This window comes from Streptomyces sp. NPDC048590 (assembly GCF_043199535.1).
Lineage (GTDB): Bacteria > Actinomycetota > Actinomycetes > Streptomycetales > Streptomycetaceae > Streptomyces.
The window spans coordinates 633803-653162 of sequence record NZ_JBICWC010000003.1 but is presented as its reverse complement, the minus strand read 5'-3'; the positions used below and the strand labels follow the sequence as shown (position 1 = coordinate 653162).

The following is a 19360-nucleotide window of genomic DNA, read 5'->3' as shown; positions in this document are numbered from 1 at the left end:
TCATAAGCATGAGCGACACCCCGGACAGCGCCGTCCGTACGTACACCGAGCAGCACCGCGCCGCCTTCCTCGACGACCTGGCGGAATGGCTGCGTATCCCCTCCGTGTCCGCTCAGCCGGAGCACCACGGGGACGTTCGGCGCAGTGCGGAATGGCTCTCCGGCAAGCTCTCGGAGACCGGCTTCCCGGTCACCGAGATCTGGGAGACACCGGGTGCGCCCGCCGTCTTCGCCGAGTGGCCGTCACAGGACCCGGACGCACCGGTCGTGCTGGTCTACGGCCACCACGACGTGCAGCCCGCGTCCCGGGAGGACGGGTGGCACACCGACCCCTTCGACCCGGTGATCCGGGACGGCAGGATGTACGGACGCGGCGCCGCCGACGACAAGGGACAGGTGTTCTTCCACACACTCGGTGTCCGCGCCCACCTCGCCGCGACCGGCCGTACGACGCCCGCCGTGCACCTCAAGCTCCTGATCGAGGGCGAGGAGGAGTCCGGATCGCCGCACTTCCGCGCGCTGGCCGAGGAACGTGCCGAGCGCCTCGCCGCCGACGTCGTGATCGTCTCCGACACCGGCATGTGGAACGAGACCACGCCCACCGTCTGCACCGGGATGCGGGGGCTGGCCGAGTGCGAGATCGAACTCTCCGGCCCCGGCCAGGACATCCACTCCGGATCCTTCGGCGGAGCCGTCCCCAACCCGGCGACGGAGATCGCCCGCCTGGTCGCCGCCCTCCACGACCAGGACGGCAGGGTCGCGGTCCCGGGCTTCTACGACGGGGTCGCGGAACTCACCGAGGCCGAGCGCGACCTCTTCGCCGAACTGCCCTTCGACGAGGCCACCTGGCTGCGCACGGCCTCCTCCCACGCCACCGCCGGCGAGGCCGGATACTCCACGCTGGAACGTATCTGGGCCCGCCCCACCGCGGAGGTCAACGGCATCGGGGGCGGCTACCAGGGTGCCGGCAGCAAGACCGTCATCCCCGCGTCCGCCCTGGTGAAGCTGAGCTTCCGGCTGGTCGCCGGCCAGGACCCGGAGCGGATCCAGGAAGCGGTACGCGTCTGGGCCGAGTCCAGGATCCCCGCCGGGATCGGCCACCGGATCACCTTCGCCCCGGCCACCCGCCCCTGCCTCACGCCTCTGGACCACCCCGCCCTCCAGGCGGTCGCCCGGGCCATGGGCCGGGCCTTCGGGACGAAGATCCTCTTCACCCGGGAGGGCGGCTCCGGGCCCGCCGCCGACCTGCAGGACGTACTGGGCGCGCCGGTGCTCTTCCTCGGCATCTCGGTCCCCTCCGACGGCTGGCACGGCCCCGACGAGAAGGTCGAGCTCGACCTCCTCCTCAAGGGTGTCGAGACCGCCGCCCATCTGTGGGGCGAACTGGCCGACGCCCTGCGCTGAACCTTCTGAACGCCCGATCCGCCCCCGGGGGAGTAGGAACCACCTGTGAGCACCTTCGACAACGCCACCACGGACCGTCCCATCGGTTTCACCGCGCCCAGCGGCATCGACCGCGCCGCGCACCACCGCCTCGACGAGGCATGGCTCGCCGCGGCCTGGAGCCACCCGACGACCAGAGTGTTCGTGGTGTCCGGGGGACAGGCGCTCGTCGACGACACCCCTGACGGCGGCACCGAGCTCGTCATGACCCCCGCCTTCGAGGCACCGGTCACCGAGACCCACCGTTACTTCCTGGGCACCGACGACGAGGGCGTGCGGTACTTCGCGCTCCAGAAGGACTCGCTGCCCGGTCGCATGGACCAGTCGGCACGCCCCGCGGGACTCCGCGAGGCCGGCCTGCTCCTGGGCCCGCGCGACGCCGGGCTGATGGTGCACGCGGTCGCCCTCGAGAACTGGCAGCGCCTGCACCGCTTCTGCTCACGCTGCGGGGAACGCACGGTCATCGCAGCGGCCGGCCACATCCGCCGCTGCCCGGCCTGCGGCGCCGAGCACTACCCGCGGACCGACCCCGCGGTGATCATGCTGGTCACCGACGACCAGGACCGTGCCCTGCTGGGACGCCAGGTGCACTGGCCCGAGGGACGCTTCTCGACCCTCGCCGGATTCGTCGAGCCCGGCGAGTCGATCGAGCAGTCCGTGGCCCGCGAGGTCTTCGAGGAGGCGGGCGTGACCGTCGGAGAGGTCGAATACGTCGCCAGCCAGCCCTGGCCGTTCCCCTCCAGCCTGATGCTCGGCTTCATGGCGCGCGCCGTCTCGTCGGAGATCAACGTCGACGGCGAGGAGATCGAGGAGGCCCGCTGGTTCTCCCGCGAGGACCTGACGGCCGCCTTCGACTCCGGCGAGGTGCTGCCCCCCTTCGGCGTCTCGATCGCCGCCCGCCTGATCGAGCTCTGGTACGGCAAGCCGCTCCCCAGGCCGGGTGGCGCCGTCTGACCCGCCCTCGCGGACGGAGACCTTTCCCGGAACGCGCAGAACCCCCGACGGCCCGTGGCCGGTCGGGGGTTCCGTGTATCGCGGCGGCGATCAGACGCCGAGCGCCTGCTTCACCTGGGCCAGCGACGGGTTCGTCAGCGTGGAGCCGTCGGGGAAGAGAACGGTCGGCACCGTCTGGTTTCCGCCATTCGCCTTCTCCACGAAGGCCGCCGACTCCGGGTCCTGCTCGATGTTGACCTCGGTGTAAGCGATGCCCTCGCGATCCATCTGCCCCTTGAGCCGGCGGCAGTAGCCGCACCACGTGGTGCTGTACATCGTCACAGTGCCCGGCATGTCGTCGGTGCTCCCTTGTCTGTATGTCCCGGCGGGAACCGCGTTCCCCCGGGAAGCTCGCTGAGGATGCGGGAGCGTACGCGCACGCACCCTCTCGCATCGGAGGAACGTCCGGGACCCGGCGGCCATTCCCGGCCCGGCCCCGCAGCCCCATCACCGGTACGACAATCGACGGGCCCTGTGGACAACCGCCGCGGCATCCTCTCCCGACCTGGCAGCATGGCAGGGTGACAGCAGCAACGCACTCCACCCTCTTCCCACAGGTTCCCGACTCCGCGGACGCCGTGCTCGACGGGCTCGACCCGGAGCAGCGCGAGGTCGCGCTGGCCCTCGGGGGGCCGGTGTGCGTGCTGGCCGGAGCCGGCACGGGCAAGACGAGGGCGATCACGCACCGCATCGCCTACGGGGTGCGCGCCGGGATCCTCCAGCCGACGACCGTGCTCGCCGTCACGTTCACCAACCGGGCGGCGGGGGAGATGCGGGGCAGGCTGCGCCAGCTCGGCGCGACCGGTGTCCAGGCCCGGACGTTCCACTCCGCGGCCCTGCGTCAGCTCCAGTACTTCTGGCCGAAAGCAGTCGGTGGTGAGCTCCCGCGTCTGGTGGAGCGCAAGGTCCAGCTGGTGGCCGAGGCCGCGGCCCGCTGCGGCATCCGTCTCGACCGCAACGAGCTCCGGGACGCGACCAGCGAGATCGAGTGGGCCAAGGTCACCCAGACCGTGCCCGCCGACTACCCCGCCGCCGTGGCGAAGACCCAGCGGGACGCCCCGCGCGATCCGGCCGAGCTCTCCCAGATCTACGCGACCTACGAGCAGCTGAAGCGCGACCGCTCGGTGATCGACTTCGAGGACGTCCTGCTGCTCACCGTCGGCATCCTCCAGGACCGCCACGACATCGCCGACCATGTGCGACGGCAGTACCAGCACTTCGTCGTCGACGAGTACCAGGACGTCAGCCCCCTCCAGCAGCGCCTCCTCGATCTCTGGCTGGGCGAGAGGGACGACCTCTGTGTGGTCGGCGACGCCGGGCAGACGATCTACTCCTTCACCGGTGCCACCCCCGACCACCTGCTGAACTTCCGGACCCGTCACCCCGACGCGACGGTGGTCAAGCTGGTGCGCGACTACCGCTCCACGCCCCAGGTGGTCCACCTGGCCAACGGCCTGCTCAGCCAGGCGCGGGGCAGGGCGGCCGAGCACCGTCTCGAGCTGGTCTCGCAGCGCGACAAGGGCCCGGAGCCCGCCTACACGGAGTACGCGGACGAACCGGCCGAGGCAGAGGGCACCGCGCGCAGGATCCGCGATCTGATCTCCGCGGGCGTGCCGGCCGGTGAGATCGCGGTGCTGTACCGGGTCAACTCACAGTCCGAGGTCTACGAGCAGGCGCTCGCGGACGCGGGGGTGCCGTACCAGCTGCGGGGCGCCGAGCGGTTCTTCGACCGCCCCGAGGTGCGGGAGGCGGGGGTCGCCCTGCGCGGTGCCGCCCGGGCCGGAGGGAACGACCCCCTTCTGGACGGCGCCGACGACCTGCCCGCCGAGGTGCGGGCGGTGCTCTCCACCAAGGGGTGGTCCACGAAGCCGCCGGCCGGTTCGGGGGCGGTGCGGGACCGCTGGGAGTCCCTCGCCGCACTGGTGCGGCTGGCGGAGGACTTCGAACAGGCCAGGCCCGGCGCGACCCTCTCCGACCTCGTGGCCGAGCTCGACGAGCGCGCCGCGGCTCAGCACGCACCCACGGTCCAGGGCGTCACCCTCGCCTCGTTGCACTCGGCGAAGGGGCTGGAATGGGACGCCGTGTTCCTGGTCGGGCTCACCGAGGGCATGATGCCGATCGCCTACGCCAGGACGGACGAGCAGGTGGAGGAGGAGCGTCGGCTGCTGTACGTCGGCGTCACCCGGGCCAGGTTCCACCTCGCCCTCTCCTGGGCGCTGTCCCGGTCCCCCGGCGGCCGGGGGAACCGGCGGGCCAGCCGTTTCCTCAACGGGCTGCGCCCGGGATCCGCCGCCCTCGGTGTGCGCGGCGGTGCCGGCGGGGGCGGCGGGATCGACCGGGGTTCCCGTGCCGGTTCGGGCGGGTCCGGTCCGGACAAGCAGGTCAGGCCGGCGAGGCGGGGTCCGGTGCGGTGCCGGGTCTGCGGCAGGACGCTGACCGATGCCGGCGAGATGAAGCTGATGCGCTGCGAGGACTGCCCGTCGGACATGGACGAGGGGCTGTACGAGCGGCTCCGCGAGTGGCGGGCGGACCGTGCCAAGGAGATCGGCCAGCCCGCGTACTGCGTCTTCACCGACAAGACTCTGATGGCGATCGCCGAGGCGGTGCCGGACAGCGAGGGCCGACTGGTGGTCATCGCGGGTGTCGGCAACCGGAAACTGGCCAGGTTCGGGGACGATGTGCTGGCCATCTGCGCAGGTCGGACGGTGGGTCAGGAACCGGAGGACGGCGCAGGCGAGATGTGAGCGAAACTCGTCGAGAAAATAGTTTGCGCGCGCAGCAGTCATCACCATAGGTTCTTAACCACGGGAACAGCGGCTTCTCTGAAGCCCTGGCTCCGTGCTGTACTTATCCGAATACCGCAGGATCGGCCCCGGCCGGTCCCCAGAGACGCCGAGAGGAGGCGATTGTCGTGATCAGCATCATCAGCACCATCAAAATGACCGATCCGTCGGTCGTCTCCGCCTGCTCGCTCGGCCTCGGCGGCTCTTCGGAGCTGCTCGCGCTTCCCAGCATCGGTGCGTCCGCCATTTCCGCCGCCTCGCGGCCCGTGGCGTCCCTGCCTGTGCGACTGCGCAATGAGCGACCGACCGAGGCACCGGAAGCAGCAGTAGTGAAGGCACAGGCCTCGGCCTATGCCTTTACGGCAGCCGGTGCCGGAGCCAAGAAGCAGACGACGCAGCACCACCACACGATGTGGGCCTTCCGTGGGCCTGAACCCTGGAGTGATCCAGCCTGATCAAGATCAGGCCGGCGCCTTCAGGGCCGCGGAACCCCACTCGGGATCCGCGGCCCTTTTGTTTTGTCCGAACGGATGAGACGAGACGAAGGAGCCTCGGGACAGCAGGACCTGGTACCAGCCGCCAACCGGCCAACAGGCCGGCACGACCAGACGAGGACAACGCCACCGTGCAACTCGAGACGCACGCCCCGTCCGTACCGCCTTCCGACACGATCTCCCCGCCCGGCCTCACGGAGGACTCCACCTTGATCCCCCTCACCGCGCTCACCGCGCTCGACGACGCCATCGAGAACCTCGGCGTACCCGTCCCCTGCCGTTCCTACGACCCGGAGGTCTTCTTCGCCGAGTCGCCGGCCGATGTCGAGTACGCCAAGTCTCTCTGCCGGACCTGCCCGCTGATGGAGGCCTGCCTCGCCGGGGCGAAGGAGCGGCGCGAGCCGTGGGGCGTCTGGGGCGGCGAGCTCTTCGTCCAGGGCGTGGTCGTGGCGCGCAAGCGTCCGCGTGGCCGTCCGCGCAAGAACCCGGTCGCGGCGTGACCGCCGACCTGGGGGCCATGGCCCCCGCACGAACGCAGCTCCTTGGAACCATCGACCGTCCCCGCACCCATGACCCCCGAAACCAGGCACCAATGACCACCACCACGAGGGAGCCCGTCGGCTCCGCGACCCCGGACGTCACCATCACCGGCGCGAACGACTCGCGTCAGAACAGGACCCGCGAGATGCAACTCATCCCAGAAGCCCTGGCTCGTGCTCATATGCACGACCGTATGAGGGAGGCCGAGGAAGGCCGTCAGGCGATGCGCCTGATGACCGCCCGGCGGATGCAGCGCCGTGCGGAGCGCGCTTCGATGCGTGCGCGCCGTGCGCTTGCCATGGCCGTCATGCACTGACGGTTCCGTCGCGACCACGGGCTGCCGGGGCAACCGCTCCGCCCCTGAGGCAGCCAACTCCCCTTCCGCGGGCCGGCCTGAACAGGCCGGCCCGCGGTGCGTTGCGCCGCGTGCCGTCCGCTGTCCCGCCGTTGTCCCGCCGTGTCGCCGTTCCCTGTCGGCCGCGCGCCTTCCGCCGCGCGGCGTTATCGTCGCGAGGTGGACGAGGACACCCGGAGCCCAGGGGAGCCGGCCGCCGAGAACGTGGTGTGCGCCCGCTGCGGCACCGTGGCGGACTCCGGCACCCCGCCCCCGACCTGGCTCTGTTCCGTGGAGAACGGCGTGCGCCAGTACTTCTGCGAGGACTGCGCCCGCACGCACATCAGGGCGATCGAGAGCCGGCTCGACTCGTCCTGGTGGTGATACCCGGCCCCACGCTGTGCGGCGTGTCCCTCATCAGCCGCTCTACACCTCGACGGCCGCGCCCTTCTCCGTGTCGTCCAGGTCCTGATCGGTGTCGCGCCGGGCGTCATGCGCCTCTTCGCGCTCCGAGTCGTCGTCAGGTACGAACCCGGGCAGGTGACGCTCCAGTTCGTCCCGCAGACGGACGGTCGCACCGAGTTGGCAGAGCACACCGATCGTGCTCAGCGTCACGCGGTGGATGAGCAGGTAGGACGGGGGCAGGTTCAACCGTTTGCCCAACTGATGCGCCGGTGAACGGGGATCGGCGATGCGTGCCGCCTGACTGCGCAGCCAGGAGCGGGTGAAGGTGAACTCGTCCACCCGAGCCGGTTCGATGATGGGCAGCAAGTAGTCGAGTACGGCGTCGGGTTCGAGGTCGATGGACTCCTTGACGAACCCGGCTTCCCGAAGCATCGAGAGGACGCCTTGGGCATCGGATTCCAGCGCCATCCGCAGCGCGTCCCCGACGATCCGCGGCAGGCCGCCGGGCAGCCGGTCAACCGTCCCGAAGTCCAGGACCCCGAGACGCCAGAGGCCGAAGTCCTCCTCGTGTCCGTCCTCTTCGCCGGTGGTCGCCTCGCCCTCCGCCGGGCGGTCCCGGTCGGCAGGAGGGATCAGCCGGAAGTTCCCGGGATGCGGATCCGCGTGAAGGAGACCGGTCCGCGCGGGACCCGAGAACAGGAAACGTGCGAGCAACTGGCCGGCCCGGTCGCGCTGCCCGGGACTACCCCCTGCGATCACCTCCGAAAGAGGTACGCCGTCCATCCACTCCGTCACCAGCACCTGTTCGGATTGGTGGACCACGCCCGGGACCACCACGTCGGGGTCGCTCTCGAAATTTGACGCGTGCTCCTGCTGCGCCCGTGCCTCGAGCTCGTAGTCGAGCTCCTCGGAGACGCGGTCGCGCATCTCCGTGATGAGCGGCTTGATGTCCATGCCGGGCACGAGGGGGCCGAGCAGCTTCGCGAAGCGGCTCAGCTGGGTGAGGTCGGACAGCAGCGCCTCGCCGGCGCCCGGGTACTGCACCTTCACGGCCACCTCGCGTCCGTCGTGCCACACGGCGCGGTGGACCTGCCCGATCGAGGCCGCGGCGGAGGGCCGGTCCTCGAACTCGACGAACAGCTCCCGCCAGTCCTCGCCCAGCCGCTCCGCCAGCACCGCGTGGACGGTGTGGGCAGGCATGGGAGGTGCGGCTTCCTGCAGCTTGGTCAGCGCTGCCCGGTAGGGGCCCGCGACATCCTCCGGCAGCGCGGATTCGAATACGGAAAGGGCCTGCCCGAGCTTCATCGCCCCACCCTTCAATTCGCCCAGCACTTTGAAGAGCTGATCGGCCGTACGCTGCTGGACCTCACGTGCGACCAACTCGGCGGACTTCCCGCCGATCCGCTTGCCCAGGCCCCAGGTGGCACGGCCTGCGAAGCCGAGCGGGAGAGCTGCCAGCTTCGCGGTACGGGTGACCGCCTTGCGGGGAAGATCAGACATGTGCCCCTCCGAGTCCCGGACCGTCGTGGAGCGTGAGATCCGGCTCCGCTTCTTCGGCTACGGTCACCCGGCCATTGTGTCCTGCGTGGCCCGGGCCGCGGAGGTGAGCTCCGCCTCAGTACGTTCGGCAGCGCCGCATACGCAGTGGTCGTGCGGCCCCAGAGTCTCCGACCGCCAGTCCAGCGCCGGCATGGCGGCTTCCCAGCGCGCCCCTGTGCTGGCGGGGAGCTCGCCGTCGAGGAAGGAAAGGGCGTGTGCGGCGGCGAGACCGGCCACAGCCGTCGCGAGCCCCAGGTCACAGGCCTGCACACAACTGCGGCGACCGGAGCGCCACTGCGCCAGCATCCGTGGCCACTGAGGATCGGCATCCGCGCGACACAGTGCCAGGCAGCCCGCGCACCCGGTGCCTCCGGGCAGGACCAGCGGTCCCACCACGCCGGTGGCTTCGATGACTCCGGCGTACAGATGAGGGGTGCCGGACGCGATCCACGGCAGGGAGATCTCCGGATCGGGGGCGTAGACAGAGAGACCGTCCCGGGGCGCCACCACGATCAGTGACAGCGCGGCGTCACCTGACGAGGAGACGGGGCCGGCAGCCGCCCCGGTAGTCCGCGGACGGGGGCCGACGGCGGATCTGCGAACCAATTGCCGGGCCGCCGTGTCCCGGCGCTCCCCGACCGAGGAGGCCGGAAGGCCGCCGGGTGCGATGTCCCAGGGTTCGGTGCGGCCGCCGTCCAGCACCTCGACGTGCCCCACCCCCGACCCCGAGAGCACCGCGGCGACGGCTGCGCCGACCCGGCCCGCACCGCGCACCTGCACGCGCATCGCCCGGCGGGCCGCCAGCCGGCGGAGTCCGCTGCCCGGGGCCGTGTGGACCAGGGAGAGGGCCGCCGCGTCGGGGCGCTGTCGTTCGATGGACTCGGCCCGGCGCCGTAAGGCCTCCGCCTCCGGTCCGCCGGCGTCCGGATCGTCCAGCAGCCCCGCTTCGGTGAGGCGTGACACGAGAATGTCCACATGACGGTCCGACAGATCGAGGGCCTTGGCCTCTTCACGGAGCAGGGGAAGTCCGCGCGTCCCGTCGAGGAGTTCCAGAAAACTCCCGGTCGCGATATCCAAAGGCCCCAACGTCACCGCGTGCGCGGGTGTCACACCGAATTGCACGGTGTTACGTCCACGCCAGGCTCGGCGGAGGGCGGGCTTCAGCATCGGATGCATGACTTCTCCCAGCTCGGTGTCGGGCTCCGTTGCCAGAATGCAACGTGGTGGCGGAACGAGCCGAAAGTTGTCCACAGGGTGGGGCATTAGTCGTTCAAATGGTGCGGGCCGAGAAGTGGATCAACACCGGGCCGCCGAGTGGGCGGGACTTCCCCCGCGGTCAGCGGGTAACGTCGAGTCGTGCCCGCCGACCCTTCTTCCGGTCTCGCCGGCGAGACCTCCGCGCGCGGCGCCGGACCCCGCCCGCGCGACGCAGCCGCCCAGCAGCCCCGTGCCGCGCCGACGGGTGCGATCGAGGTCCGCAGGAGCGCGCGGCGCAGCAGAACGGTCTCCGCGTACCGGGAGGGGGACCGCACCGTCGTGCTCATCCCGGCCCGGATGTCCGAGGCCGAGGAGCAGCGCTGGGTGGGGGTGATGCTGGACAAGCTCGCGGCGCAGGAGAGCAAGCGGCTCCTGGGTGACAGCGATCTCGCCGAGCGTGCCGATCGTCTCTCGGGGCAGTACCTGGAGGGCCGTGCCCGGCCCGCGTCCGTTCGGTGGGTGACCAACCAGAACACCCGCTGGGGCTCGTGCACGCCGGCCGAGGGAAGCATCCGGCTCTCGCACCGGCTGCAGGGAATGCCGGAGTACGTCGTGGACTACGTCCTGCTCCACGAACTCGCTCATCTGCTCGTGCCCGGGCACGGCCCGCGCTTCTGGAAGCTGCTGGACGGGTACGGGCGGACCGAGCGGGCGCGAGGGTATCTCGAAGGCGTCGCGGCGGCCGAACGGCTACCGCACCTGCCCACCGCCCGTGAGGAGTGACCTTCGCGCTTTCCTCCGGATCGGGCGGGGCAGGGGAGAAGCGGCCTCGCCGATTCTGTACCGGGTCTGTACCGGCTTGGCTCATTGTCGTGGTCAGCGGTTAGCCTGACGCGAGCATTCACCTTCGGGATGGGGGACGGTCGTTACGCATGGCCAGGGAATTTCAGCGAGGCCACAAGGCCAAGATCAGTGATCTCACGTCAGGGACGGATCTGTACGTAGGTGTGCAGATCGCGGCCCCCGGCCTGTCGTTCGACATCAGCTGCTTCGGTCTCGACGCCGACGAGCAACTATCCGACGATCGGTATTTCATCTTCTTCAACCAGCCGAAATCGCCGGAGGAGTCCATTCAGCTCCTCGGCGCCCAGGCCGGTGACACCGAGTCCTTCCGCGTCACGCTCGACCGCATCCCGGCGAACATCCACAAGCTGTCCTTCACCGCGACCCTCGACGGGACCGGACAGATGTCGCAGGTCGGTCCCGGTTACATCCGGATCGTCGCGGGCGGCGAGGAAGTCGTCCGGTACGCCTTCACCGGCTCCGAGTTCACCACCGAGCGCGCCGTCATGCTCGGGGACTTCTACCTCAAGGACGTCTGGCGTTTCGCAGCGGTCGGACAGGGTTTCGACGGCGGTCTCGACGCATTGCTGAGGAACTTCGGCGGTGAGGTCGCCGAGGAGGAACCGGCCGCGCCCGCACCCGGTGCGGCACCCGGGTTCGCGCCCCCGGCCCAGGCCTCCGCGCCGCCGGCCTTCGGCGCTCCGGCCGCTCCTCAGGCGCCTCAGCCCGCGCCTTCCTTCGGCGCTCCGGCACCGGCGCCACAGCAGCAGCCGATGCACGCCGCTCCGACGATCGCGGCACCGATGGCCCCTCCGGCGCCCTCGCCGTACGGCGGGCCCCCGCAGCAGCCGCAGTTCGGACAGGTCCCCGGGCAGGGCGCTCCGCCGATGTCCCCGCCCTACGGCCAGCAGCCGCCCCAGGCGCCGCCTCCCTACGGCCAGCAGCCTCCACAAGCCCCGCCGTTCGGGCAGCAGGCCCCGCCGCAGTTCGGGCAGCAGCCGGGCGTGCCGCAAGGTGTCCCGGCAGGCGGTGCGGGGCTGCAGGCCGCCCTGCAGCCCTACAAGGAGACGGCCACCGGACAGCGCTGGACCTCGCAGAACCAGCAACTCATGCGGGTCGACCTCACCATGGGCGGCACGCCCGTGCTGGCCCGTCAGGGCAGCATGGTGATGTACCAGGGCAAGGTCGACTTCGGCTACAAGGGTGCGGGTTTCGCCGGGCGCATGGTCGGCAACGCCACGGGCCAGGAGATGCAGCTGATGCGCTGCACCGGCCGGGGACAGGTCTTCCTCGCCGAGGAAGGCGCTCATCTGCACCCCATCGAACTGCAGGGCGACGGCCTCTGCGTCTCCGCCGAGAGCGTCCTCGCCTTCGACGAGTCGCTGACGTACGAGGTCCGCAGGATCGAGGGCCACGGCATTCCTGGCGGGGCCCTGTTCACCATGCAGTTCCAGGGCTCCGGCACGGTCGTCGTCAAGACCCACGGCGTACCGGTGGTCCTGCCCGTCACGCCGACCACCTTCGCCGATGCCAACGCCGTCGTGGCCTGGTCGTCCGCGTCCCAGGTCATCCTCTCCAGCCAGGTCCGGCTGCGCCGCAACGCGTATCCCGGACACAGCGGTGAGACCGTGAACCTCCAATTCCGGGGAGCACCCGGGAACTTCATCGTCGTCCAGCCCTACGAGGTCTGAGGGAGCCCGTCATGAACCAGCAACTCGCGGGCTTCGCCCCGACCCCCGTCACGGCCCGCATGGAGAACCACGGCCGCACGATGCTCAAGGTCGCCATGGCCACCGGCCAGGACCTGTACGCCCGCACCGGCTCGATGGTGGCCTACGAGGGCTTCATCCAGTACGAGCCCAATCCGCCCGCCGTGCGCCAGATCGCCTCCCAGTGGATCACCGGCGAGGGCGCGCCCCTGATGAAGTGCTCCGGCGACGGACTGCTCTACCTCGCCGACTACGGTGCCGACGTCGTCGTCATCAATCTCGACAACGACGCCCTCTCGGTCAACGGGACCAATCTGCTCGCCTTCGACGGCCACCTCACCTGGGGCGTGGAGCGGGTCAAGGGCCTGGCCAAGTTCGCCGGACAGGGTCTGTGGAACGTCGGCATCCAGGGCACGGGCTGGGTGGCGATCACCTCGCGCGGAACCCCGATCGTCGTCGACTGCGGCAGGGGCGAGGACGAGACGTACGTCGACCCGGACGCCCTCGTCGCGTGGTCCCCGAACCTCAAGGTGAAGGGGAAGCGCAGCTTCAAGGCGGGCTCGCTCATCGGGCGGGGCAGCGGAGAGGCCTACCAGATGGCCTTCTCCGGCCAGGGCATCGTCGTCGTCCAGCCGAGCGAGGACAGTACCGACCGCCTGCGGATCCGGAACTGAGCGGGGGAACACATCATGCAGAGTCCGCTTTTCAGCCACACGGAACAGCAGTCGCAGGACCGCTACACCGTCCAGAACCCGCAGCTCCTGCGGGTCGCACTGACCGGCCACGACGACGTCCTCGCGCGCAAGGGCGCCATGGTCGCCTACCAGGGGCTGATGGAGTTCGACGGCGAGTACCAGTCGCACAGCCAGCGGAGCGCCCGCCGGAACACCGGCGAGGGCCTCGACCTGATGCGCTGCTCGGGCCAGGGCACGGTCTATCTGGCCAACCTCGCCCAGTACATCCATGTGGTCGACGTCGACCACGAGGGCCTGACGGTCGACAGCGCCTACGTCCTCGCTCTGGACTCCTCGCTGCACACCGAGGTCATCGCGGTGGACAGCCAGTACGGGATCTCCGGAACGGGCAAGTACCAGCTCAACATCTCGGGCAACGGCAAGGTCGCGCTGATGACCTCCGGACAGCCGCTGATGATGCAGGTGACCCCCGACAAGTACGTCAACGCGGACGCCGACGCCATCGTCGCCTGGTCGAGCGGGCTGCGGGTGCAGATGCAGGCCCAGACCCACTCCTCGGGCGTCTTCCGGCGCCGGGGCAACACGGGCGAGGGCTGGGAGCTGAGCTTCCTGGGCCAGGGGTTCGCGCTCGTCCAGCCGAGCGAGGTGCTGCCTCCCCAGCACGCGCAGATCGGTCAGGGCGCCGCTGCCCAGTTCGGTGTGGGGCAGCACGGCGCTCGTGCGCAGAACCAGAACAACTCCTGGAACTGAGCCACGTCACTCACGCGGTGGCCGGTGGGGTGGGACCGGTGCGCTCCGGGAGGAGCGCACCGGTCCCACCCCACCACCGCTGTCCGGCCCGACCCGCCTCAGCGGGCGCGGTCCAGCCGGGCCAGGGTGGATTCGAGCAGCCGCACCACCGAGGTGTCCGCCACCCCGGCCACCTCGTCGTAGGCGAACCAGCGCAGGTCGAGTGACTCGTCACTCATCCGCTCCGCCGCCCCCGGCGGCACCGTGGCCGCGTACTGCACATCGAGGTGCTCGTGGCAGGGCGCCGGGATGGGGTGCCGGTCCAGGCGTACCGGACCGCCGGACAGCAGGGTGATTCCGTCCATCCCCGACTCCTCCGTGGCTTCGCGCAGAGCCGCCTCCGCCAGAGTGGTGTCCTCCGGCTCGCAGTGCCCTCCCATCTGCAGCCACATCCGCAGCTTCTTGTGCAGGGTGAGCAGGACCCGCCCGCGCTCCGGGTCGATCACCAGCGCGCTGGCGGTCAGGTGTCCGGCTCCGCAGGCCTTCCACATGCCGTCGGGGTGCTCCGCCAGGTGGCGGAGATAGCCGTCGCGCAGCTGTGTCTGTGCCTCGGCCTCGTCGTAGCTCTTGAGTACCGCGATCGCGTCGTCGTGCAGGCTCACTGGCCGGTGTCGTCCTTACCGTCGTCGTCCGAACGGCCGGAGGGGCCGTCGGACGGCCCGTCGCCCTTCGCCTCGGAGCCCTCGGCGTCCGAAGTGTCCGAGGCGTCCGCGGCCGGCTTGTGCGGGCCCTTCGCCGCTTCGCCGAGCATCTTGTCCAGCTCGGAGAAGTCCAGCTGCTCGTGGTGGACGAAGCCGTCGGGGTCGTCCAGGTCCTGGGCGGTCGGCAGCATGTCGGGGTGCGCCCAGAGGCCGTCGCGGCCGTCGAGACCCCGGGCGTCGGTGAGCGAGGCCCACAGGCGCGAGGCGTCCCTCAGCCGGCGCGGACGCAGCTGGAGTCCGATGAGCGTGGCGAAGGTCTGCTCGGCGGGGCCGCCGGAGGCACGACGCCTGCGCATCGTCTCCCGCAGCGCGTCCGCCGAGGTCAGGCGGGACTTCGCGGCCTCGTGCACCACGGCGTCCACCCAGCCCTCGACCAGGGCGAGCGCGGTCTCCAGACGGGCCAGCGAGGCCTTCTGCTCCGGAGTGTCCTCCGGCTGGAACATGCCCTGCTGAAGGGCGTCCTGCAGCTGCTCGGGCTGCGAGGGGTCGAACTGACCGACCACGTCCTCGAGCTTGCTGGTGTCGACCTTGATGCCGCGCGCGTAGGCCTCGACGGCGCCGAACAGATGGGAGCGGAGCCACGGCACGTGCGCGAAGAGACGCTGGTGCGCTGCCTCGCGCAGGGCGAGGTACAGCCGCACCTCGTCCTGCGGCACGCTCAGGTCCTTGCCGAACCGCTCGACGTTCAGCGGAAGGAGCGCGGCCTTGCCGGCCGGCGCCAGCGGGAGGCCGATGTCGGTGGAACCGACGACCTCGCCCGCCAGGACTCCCACGGCCTGTCCGATCTGCTGGCCGAACATGGCGCCGCCCATCGACCGCATCATGCCGATCAGCGGGCCCGCCATCGCCTGCATCTCCTCCGGCAGGACATCGCCCATGGCCAGGCCGACACGCTCGGCCACCGGGTCGACCAGCTGCTGCCACGCGGGCAGGGACGCCTCGACCCATTCGGCGCGGCTCCAGGCCACCGTCGACACGGAACCCGAGGGAAGCGACGTCACACCGTCCAGCCAGAGATCGGCGAGACGCAGCGCCTCGTCGACCGACGCGCGCTCCGCGGGGCCGACGCTCGCGTCCTTGCTGCCGTCCGAGGTGCCCTGGGACACCGTCTGGCGGGCGATCTGCTTGGCCATGTCCCAGTTGACCGGACCGCCCTCGTAGCTCAACATCTGGCCGAGCTGCTGGAAGGCGGCACCCAGGTCGTTCGGGTTCATCGAGCCGAACATCGCGGCGAACGGGTTGTCCCCGCCCATGCCGGGCCCGAAGCCGAACGGGTTCGCCGGCCCGCCCGAGCCCTGCCCACCACCGGTGGGGTCCTTCTTCTTGCCCTCGTCGCCGTCGTCCGGCTCCTCCGGCGGAAGGCCGAATCCGAATGGGGTGTCACTCACGGGTTTCCTCGGCTCGTAGGGCCGCCGGCTCGAACCGACGGCGACTGCCCGACATCACCATCCAGCGTAGACACCGAACGCCGCTCCGGGCCTCAGTGCTCCGCCGGCTCCCGGCCTGCGGCAGGATGGACGCCACCTGGTACGCACGCGTCATACGGGTACGTACTGAAGACAACCGCTGGAGACGCCCGGTGAGTTCCCCAGATCCGCAGGTTCGCGCAGCGCGAAACCTGGCCGCCCCCTCGCCCGAGAGCAAGCCCACGAAAAATCCTTCAGGACGCCGAGGCCCCGTCGTCGCGGTGACGGGTGCCGCGACCGGAGTCGGTGAACTGCTCACCGCCCGCCTCGCCGCGTCCGACGCGATCAAGCAGGTCATCGCCATCGACGAGCGCCGCGGGGACGTCTCCGGGGCGACCTGGCACATCCTGGACGTACGGGACCCCGCGATCGCCGAGAAGCTGCGCGGAGCGGACGTGGTCGTCCACCTGGCGCTCGACCTCGACCTCGAGACCGATCCGGCCGCCCGTACCGCGTACAACGTACGCGGCACCCAGACGGTTCTCACGGCGGCCGCGGCCGTGGGGGTCCACCGGGTCGTGCTGTGCACCTCGGCGATGGTCTACGGGGCTCTGCCCGACAACGACATCCCCCTCTCCGAGGACGCCGAGCTGCGGGCCACGGCGGAGGCGACGGGCGTCGGCGACCTGCTGGAGATCGAGAGACTGGGCCGCCGCGCGCCACGTGCCCACCCCGGTCTGAACGTCACCGTGGTACGTCCCACGGTCCTGGTGGGCGGCACGGACACCGCCCTCACCAGGTACTTCGAGTCCCCCAGACTCCTGGTGGTCGCGGGGTCGCGCCCGGCCTGGCAGTTCTGCCACGTCGACGACCTGGTGAGTGCCCTGGAGTACGCGGCCCTGGAGAAGATCGAGGGAGAGTTCGCGGTGGGGTGCGACGGCTGGCTCGAGCAGGAGGAGGTGGAGGAGATCTCCGGAGTACGCCGCATGGAGCTGCCGTCCGCCGTCGCCCTCGGTGCCGCTGCCCGGCTGCACCGGATCGGCCTCACCCCCTCGCCGGCCGGTGACCTCGCCTACACCATGCACCCGTGGGTGGTCAGCGTCAGCAGGCTCCACGACGTGGGATGGCGGCCGGCCTGGACCAACGAGGAGGTGCTCTCCGCGCTCCTGGAGGAGGTGGAGGGCCGGCACACGGTCGCGGGCCGCAGGCTCGGCCGCAAGGACGCCACCGCCGCCGGCGCCGCGGGGGCGACCGTCGCACTGCTCGGCACCGCGGCCCTGGTGCGGCGGGCGCGCAAGGCGCGCCGACGCTTCTGAGGGGCGCCACGCCGTGCCGCGGCGGCCGGCCCGCTGGTAGGACACTCCAAGCCGGTCGTGCCGCCCCCGGTCGAAAACGCTATTCCGCGATGTCGGCGGCGTGCGGCACGATGGCCTCATGGCACGCACCCACGACCACCCCGGCGAGCAGGCGGCCCAGGATCCGATCCGGCTCCTGGACATCCGTGAGACCCCGCTCTCCGTCGACGAGATCTTCCGCGCGGTCGGCGACGACGCGGCCGGAGGCACGGCGCTCTTCGTCGGCACGGTGCGCAACCACGACGGCGGGCAGGACGTCGGAGCCCTCGGATACTCCTGCCACCCCACGGCAGGCGACGAGCTCCGCAAGGTCGCCGAGAAGGTGGTGGCGGAGTTCCCGGTGCGGGCGCTCGCCGCCGTCCACCGGGTGGGTGAACTCTCCGTCGGCGATCTGGCCGTCGTCGTCGCCGTCTCGTGCGCCCATCGGGGTGAGGCCTTCGACGCATGCCGCAAGCTGATCGACGACCTGAAGCACCAGGTGCCGATCTGGAAGCACCAGCGCTTCTCCGACGGCACGGAGGAGTGGGTCGGCGCCTGCTGAGAAGCAAACCGCCCCGGGGGGTATCAGGCCCGATTTGCGTAACCGCACCCCTGCCATGAGCGTTGGTCCTGCAGGTGGTTAATCTTCTGATCGTCAGTTGCGGTCGCTCATGGGGTAGGGAGGTCGTGATGGCAGCACTCGCGTGGCTGTTGATTCCGCTTATAGCCGCTCTCGGCGCGGCTATATGGGGAGGGTGGGCAGCCCGAAACCGAACGACCGGTGACGTCACCGAACTCGCCGGCTACGCCAGGTTCCGTGAAGCGATGGAGAAGCCGCACTCCGGTTCCGAGGCGGTCTGAGGCGAGCCCGGCCGTACGCAGTCGCCAATCCCCTCAGCCCCGCGGGGTTCCCGCGCGGCGCGCGGCGGTGTGAGGACCGTGAAAGTCCCGGTCCTCCCGGACCGCCGGCCCTCCACCCCGTACGGACCGGCCCCGACGGTGCACCGACAGGCCGTTCCCGTACTGTCGTTCCATGCCACGCCGCACCGCGACGATGCTCGCCTCGACCCTGATCCTGATCGCGCTGCTCTGCGCAGGCGTGCTGATCCGCGTGCCGTACTCGGAGATGTCTCCCGGTCCGACCGTGAACACGCTGGGCGACGCCAGGGGCGAGCCGGTTCTGCACATCAGCGGGCACAAGACGTATCCGACGTCCGGGAACCTGAACATGACGACGGTCCGCGTCACCGGCGCCGACTACGACATGAACATCGTCGAGGCCGTGTACGGCTGGCTGGCCCATGACAGCGTGGTCGTACCCCACGACACCCTCTACCCGGACGGGAAGACGGAGGAGGAGTCGACGCAGGAGAACGCCGAGGAGTTCAGCCAGTCCCAGGAGAGCGCCAAGGTCGCCGCCCTGGAGGAGCTGAAGATCCCCGTCACCTCCCGCGTCGTGGTCTCCACCGTCGTCAAGGACAGCCCCGCTGAGGGCGAGCTGCACGCGGGCGACGTGATCCAGGCCGTCGACGGCACCGCGGTGAAGGAGCCGCAGGACGTGGCCGAACTCGTCACCAAGCACGAGCCGGGCGAGAAGGTCGTCTTCACCGTGGTCCCGGCGAAGACGGCGGCGGCCGCCGAGAAGGCGGGCAAGGAGCCCAAGGGCTCCCGGGACATCACCCTCACCACGAAGAAGGCCCCCGCCGACCCGTCGGACCCGGGCGAGGACCGTGCGATCGTGGGTATCCAGGCGGGGACGGACCACACGTTCCCGTTCGAGATCGACATCAAGCTCGCCGACGTCGGCGGTCCGAGCGCCGGACTGATGTTCTCGCTGGGCATCGTCGACAAGCTGACACCCGGCAATCTGACGGGCGGCAAGTTCATCGCGGGCACCGGCACCATCGACGACGACGGCAAGGTCGGCCCCATCGGAGGGATCAACATGAAGCTGGTGGGCGCCCGCGACGCCGGCGCCCGGTACTTCATGACCCCCGACGACAACTGCGCCGCGGCCGCGGGGGACACCCCGAGCGGACTCACCCTGGTCAGGGTGAAGACCCTCGACGACGCGAAGAAGTCCCTGGAGAAGATCCGCGCGGGGGACACGGCCGGCCTGCCCAGCTGCTCGGCAGGCTGAGCGCGCCCCCGCCGGG

At 70.6% G+C, this 19360-nt stretch carries 20 protein-coding genes; 15 read left to right on the top strand and 5 right to left on the bottom strand.

Translation table 11 applies throughout. The features are described from left to right. The first annotated feature begins 8 nt into the window (after positions 1 to 8). Entirely contained in the window at positions 9 to 1403 is a 1395-nt protein-coding gene (locus ACGFNN_RS11260) for a dipeptidase (protein ID WP_393554802.1), read from the top strand. 45 nt (positions 1404 to 1448) lie between these two features. After that, positions 1449 to 2396: an NAD(+) diphosphatase gene (gene nudC, locus ACGFNN_RS11255; RefSeq protein ID WP_362673652.1), complete on the top strand. Its 948-nt coding sequence runs from the start codon at positions 1449 to 1451 to the stop codon at positions 2394 to 2396. Positions 2397 to 2486: 90 nt separating this feature from the next. Here the strand turns inward: nudC and ACGFNN_RS11250 are convergent, their stop codons facing one another. Then, positions 2487 to 2729 carry a mycoredoxin gene (locus ACGFNN_RS11250; protein WP_365527547.1) on the bottom strand — a complete coding sequence of 81 codons (243 nt, stop codon included), beginning with the start codon at positions 2727 to 2729 and terminating at the stop codon, positions 2487 to 2489. 227 nt (positions 2730 to 2956) lie between these two features. On the opposite strand from ACGFNN_RS11250, the gene ACGFNN_RS11245 reads away from it, so the two are divergent. The 5 genes from ACGFNN_RS11245 (at position 2957) to ACGFNN_RS11225 (ending at position 6970) form a co-directional block, all read left to right on the top strand. Further along, positions 2957 to 5179, top strand: a complete 2223-nt coding sequence (locus ACGFNN_RS11245) for an ATP-dependent DNA helicase UvrD2 (protein ID WP_393554799.1) — start codon at positions 2957 to 2959, stop codon at positions 5177 to 5179. Positions 5180 to 5346: 167 nt separating this feature from the next. Continuing rightward, on the top strand, positions 5347 to 5673 hold the full coding sequence (locus tag ACGFNN_RS11240) for a hypothetical protein (protein ID WP_393554797.1): 327 nt from the start codon (positions 5347 to 5349) through the stop codon (positions 5671 to 5673). Positions 5674 to 5843: 170 nt separating this feature from the next. After that, on the top strand, positions 5844 to 6212 hold the full coding sequence (locus ACGFNN_RS11235) for a WhiB family transcriptional regulator (RefSeq protein ID WP_031091240.1): 369 nt from the start codon (positions 5844 to 5846) through the stop codon (positions 6210 to 6212). A 17-nt stretch (positions 6213 to 6229) separates the two neighbouring features. Then, the gene (locus tag ACGFNN_RS11230) at positions 6230 to 6568 is read left to right on the top strand and encodes a hypothetical protein (protein ID WP_362675046.1); all 339 of its coding nucleotides are present in this window, start codon (positions 6230 to 6232) and stop codon (positions 6566 to 6568) included. A gap of 198 nt (positions 6569 to 6766) precedes the next feature. After that, complete coding sequence (locus ACGFNN_RS11225; RefSeq protein ID WP_393554795.1) at positions 6767 to 6970, top strand: hypothetical protein; 204 nt, start codon at positions 6767 to 6769, stop codon at positions 6968 to 6970. 42 nt (positions 6971 to 7012) lie between these two features. Here ACGFNN_RS11225 and ACGFNN_RS11220 read toward each other — a convergent pair whose 3' ends face one another. Beyond that, entirely contained in the window at positions 7013 to 8491 is a 1479-nt protein-coding gene (locus ACGFNN_RS11220; protein WP_393554793.1) for an ABC1 kinase family protein, read from the bottom strand. A 63-nt stretch (positions 8492 to 8554) separates the two neighbouring features. Beyond that, positions 8555 to 9706, bottom strand: a complete 1152-nt coding sequence (locus tag ACGFNN_RS11215) for a ThiF family adenylyltransferase (RefSeq protein ID WP_393554791.1) — start codon at positions 9704 to 9706, stop codon at positions 8555 to 8557. 180 nt (positions 9707 to 9886) lie between these two features. On the opposite strand from ACGFNN_RS11215, the gene ACGFNN_RS11210 reads away from it, so the two are divergent. The 4 genes from ACGFNN_RS11210 (at position 9887) to ACGFNN_RS11195 (ending at position 13724) form a co-directional block, all read left to right on the top strand. Continuing rightward, positions 9887 to 10510, top strand: coding sequence for a M48 family metallopeptidase (locus ACGFNN_RS11210; RefSeq protein WP_393554789.1), 624 nt, complete (start codon positions 9887 to 9889; stop codon positions 10508 to 10510). 149 nt (positions 10511 to 10659) lie between these two features. Then, a complete protein-coding gene (locus ACGFNN_RS11205; RefSeq protein ID WP_393554787.1) occupies positions 10660 to 12261 on the top strand; it encodes a TerD family protein in 1602 nt (533 codons plus the stop codon). Between the two features lie 11 nt (positions 12262 to 12272). Further along, positions 12273 to 12953 (top strand): AIM24 family protein, encoded by a 681-nt coding sequence (locus ACGFNN_RS11200; RefSeq protein WP_362553467.1) that lies wholly within the window; start codon positions 12273 to 12275, stop codon positions 12951 to 12953. 15 nt (positions 12954 to 12968) lie between these two features. Further along, complete coding sequence (locus tag ACGFNN_RS11195) at positions 12969 to 13724, top strand: AIM24 family protein (protein WP_393554785.1); 756 nt, start codon at positions 12969 to 12971, stop codon at positions 13722 to 13724. A gap of 98 nt (positions 13725 to 13822) precedes the next feature. On the opposite strand, the gene ACGFNN_RS11190 is transcribed toward ACGFNN_RS11195, so the two are convergent. Next, the gene (locus ACGFNN_RS11190; RefSeq protein WP_393554783.1) at positions 13823 to 14365 is read right to left on the bottom strand and encodes an NUDIX hydrolase; all 543 of its coding nucleotides are present in this window, start codon (positions 14363 to 14365) and stop codon (positions 13823 to 13825) included. Beyond that, the gene (locus ACGFNN_RS11185) at positions 14362 to 15852 is read right to left on the bottom strand and encodes a zinc-dependent metalloprotease (protein ID WP_393554781.1); all 1491 of its coding nucleotides are present in this window, start codon (positions 15850 to 15852) and stop codon (positions 14362 to 14364) included. The genes ACGFNN_RS11190 and ACGFNN_RS11185 overlap by 4 nt, the downstream gene beginning before the upstream one ends. Positions 15853 to 16043: 191 nt before the next feature. Here ACGFNN_RS11185 and ACGFNN_RS11180 point away from each other — a divergent pair, with 191 nt between their 5' ends. From ACGFNN_RS11180 to ACGFNN_RS11165, 4 genes are all read left to right on the top strand, one after another. Beyond that, complete coding sequence (locus tag ACGFNN_RS11180; protein ID WP_393554779.1) at positions 16044 to 17186, top strand: SDR family oxidoreductase; 1143 nt, start codon at positions 16044 to 16046, stop codon at positions 17184 to 17186. A 118-nt stretch (positions 17187 to 17304) separates the two neighbouring features. Beyond that, the gene (locus tag ACGFNN_RS11175; protein WP_365528534.1) at positions 17305 to 17766 is read left to right on the top strand and encodes a molybdenum cofactor biosynthesis protein MoaE; all 462 of its coding nucleotides are present in this window, start codon (positions 17305 to 17307) and stop codon (positions 17764 to 17766) included. Positions 17767 to 17894: 128 nt separating this feature from the next. Then, on the top strand, positions 17895 to 18065 hold the full coding sequence (locus ACGFNN_RS11170; RefSeq protein ID WP_181011218.1) for a hypothetical protein: 171 nt from the start codon (positions 17895 to 17897) through the stop codon (positions 18063 to 18065). Positions 18066 to 18237: 172 nt separating this feature from the next. Continuing rightward, on the top strand, positions 18238 to 19344 hold the full coding sequence (locus ACGFNN_RS11165) for a PDZ domain-containing protein (RefSeq protein WP_393554777.1): 1107 nt from the start codon (positions 18238 to 18240) through the stop codon (positions 19342 to 19344). The last annotated feature ends 16 nt before the right edge of the window (positions 19345 to 19360 follow it).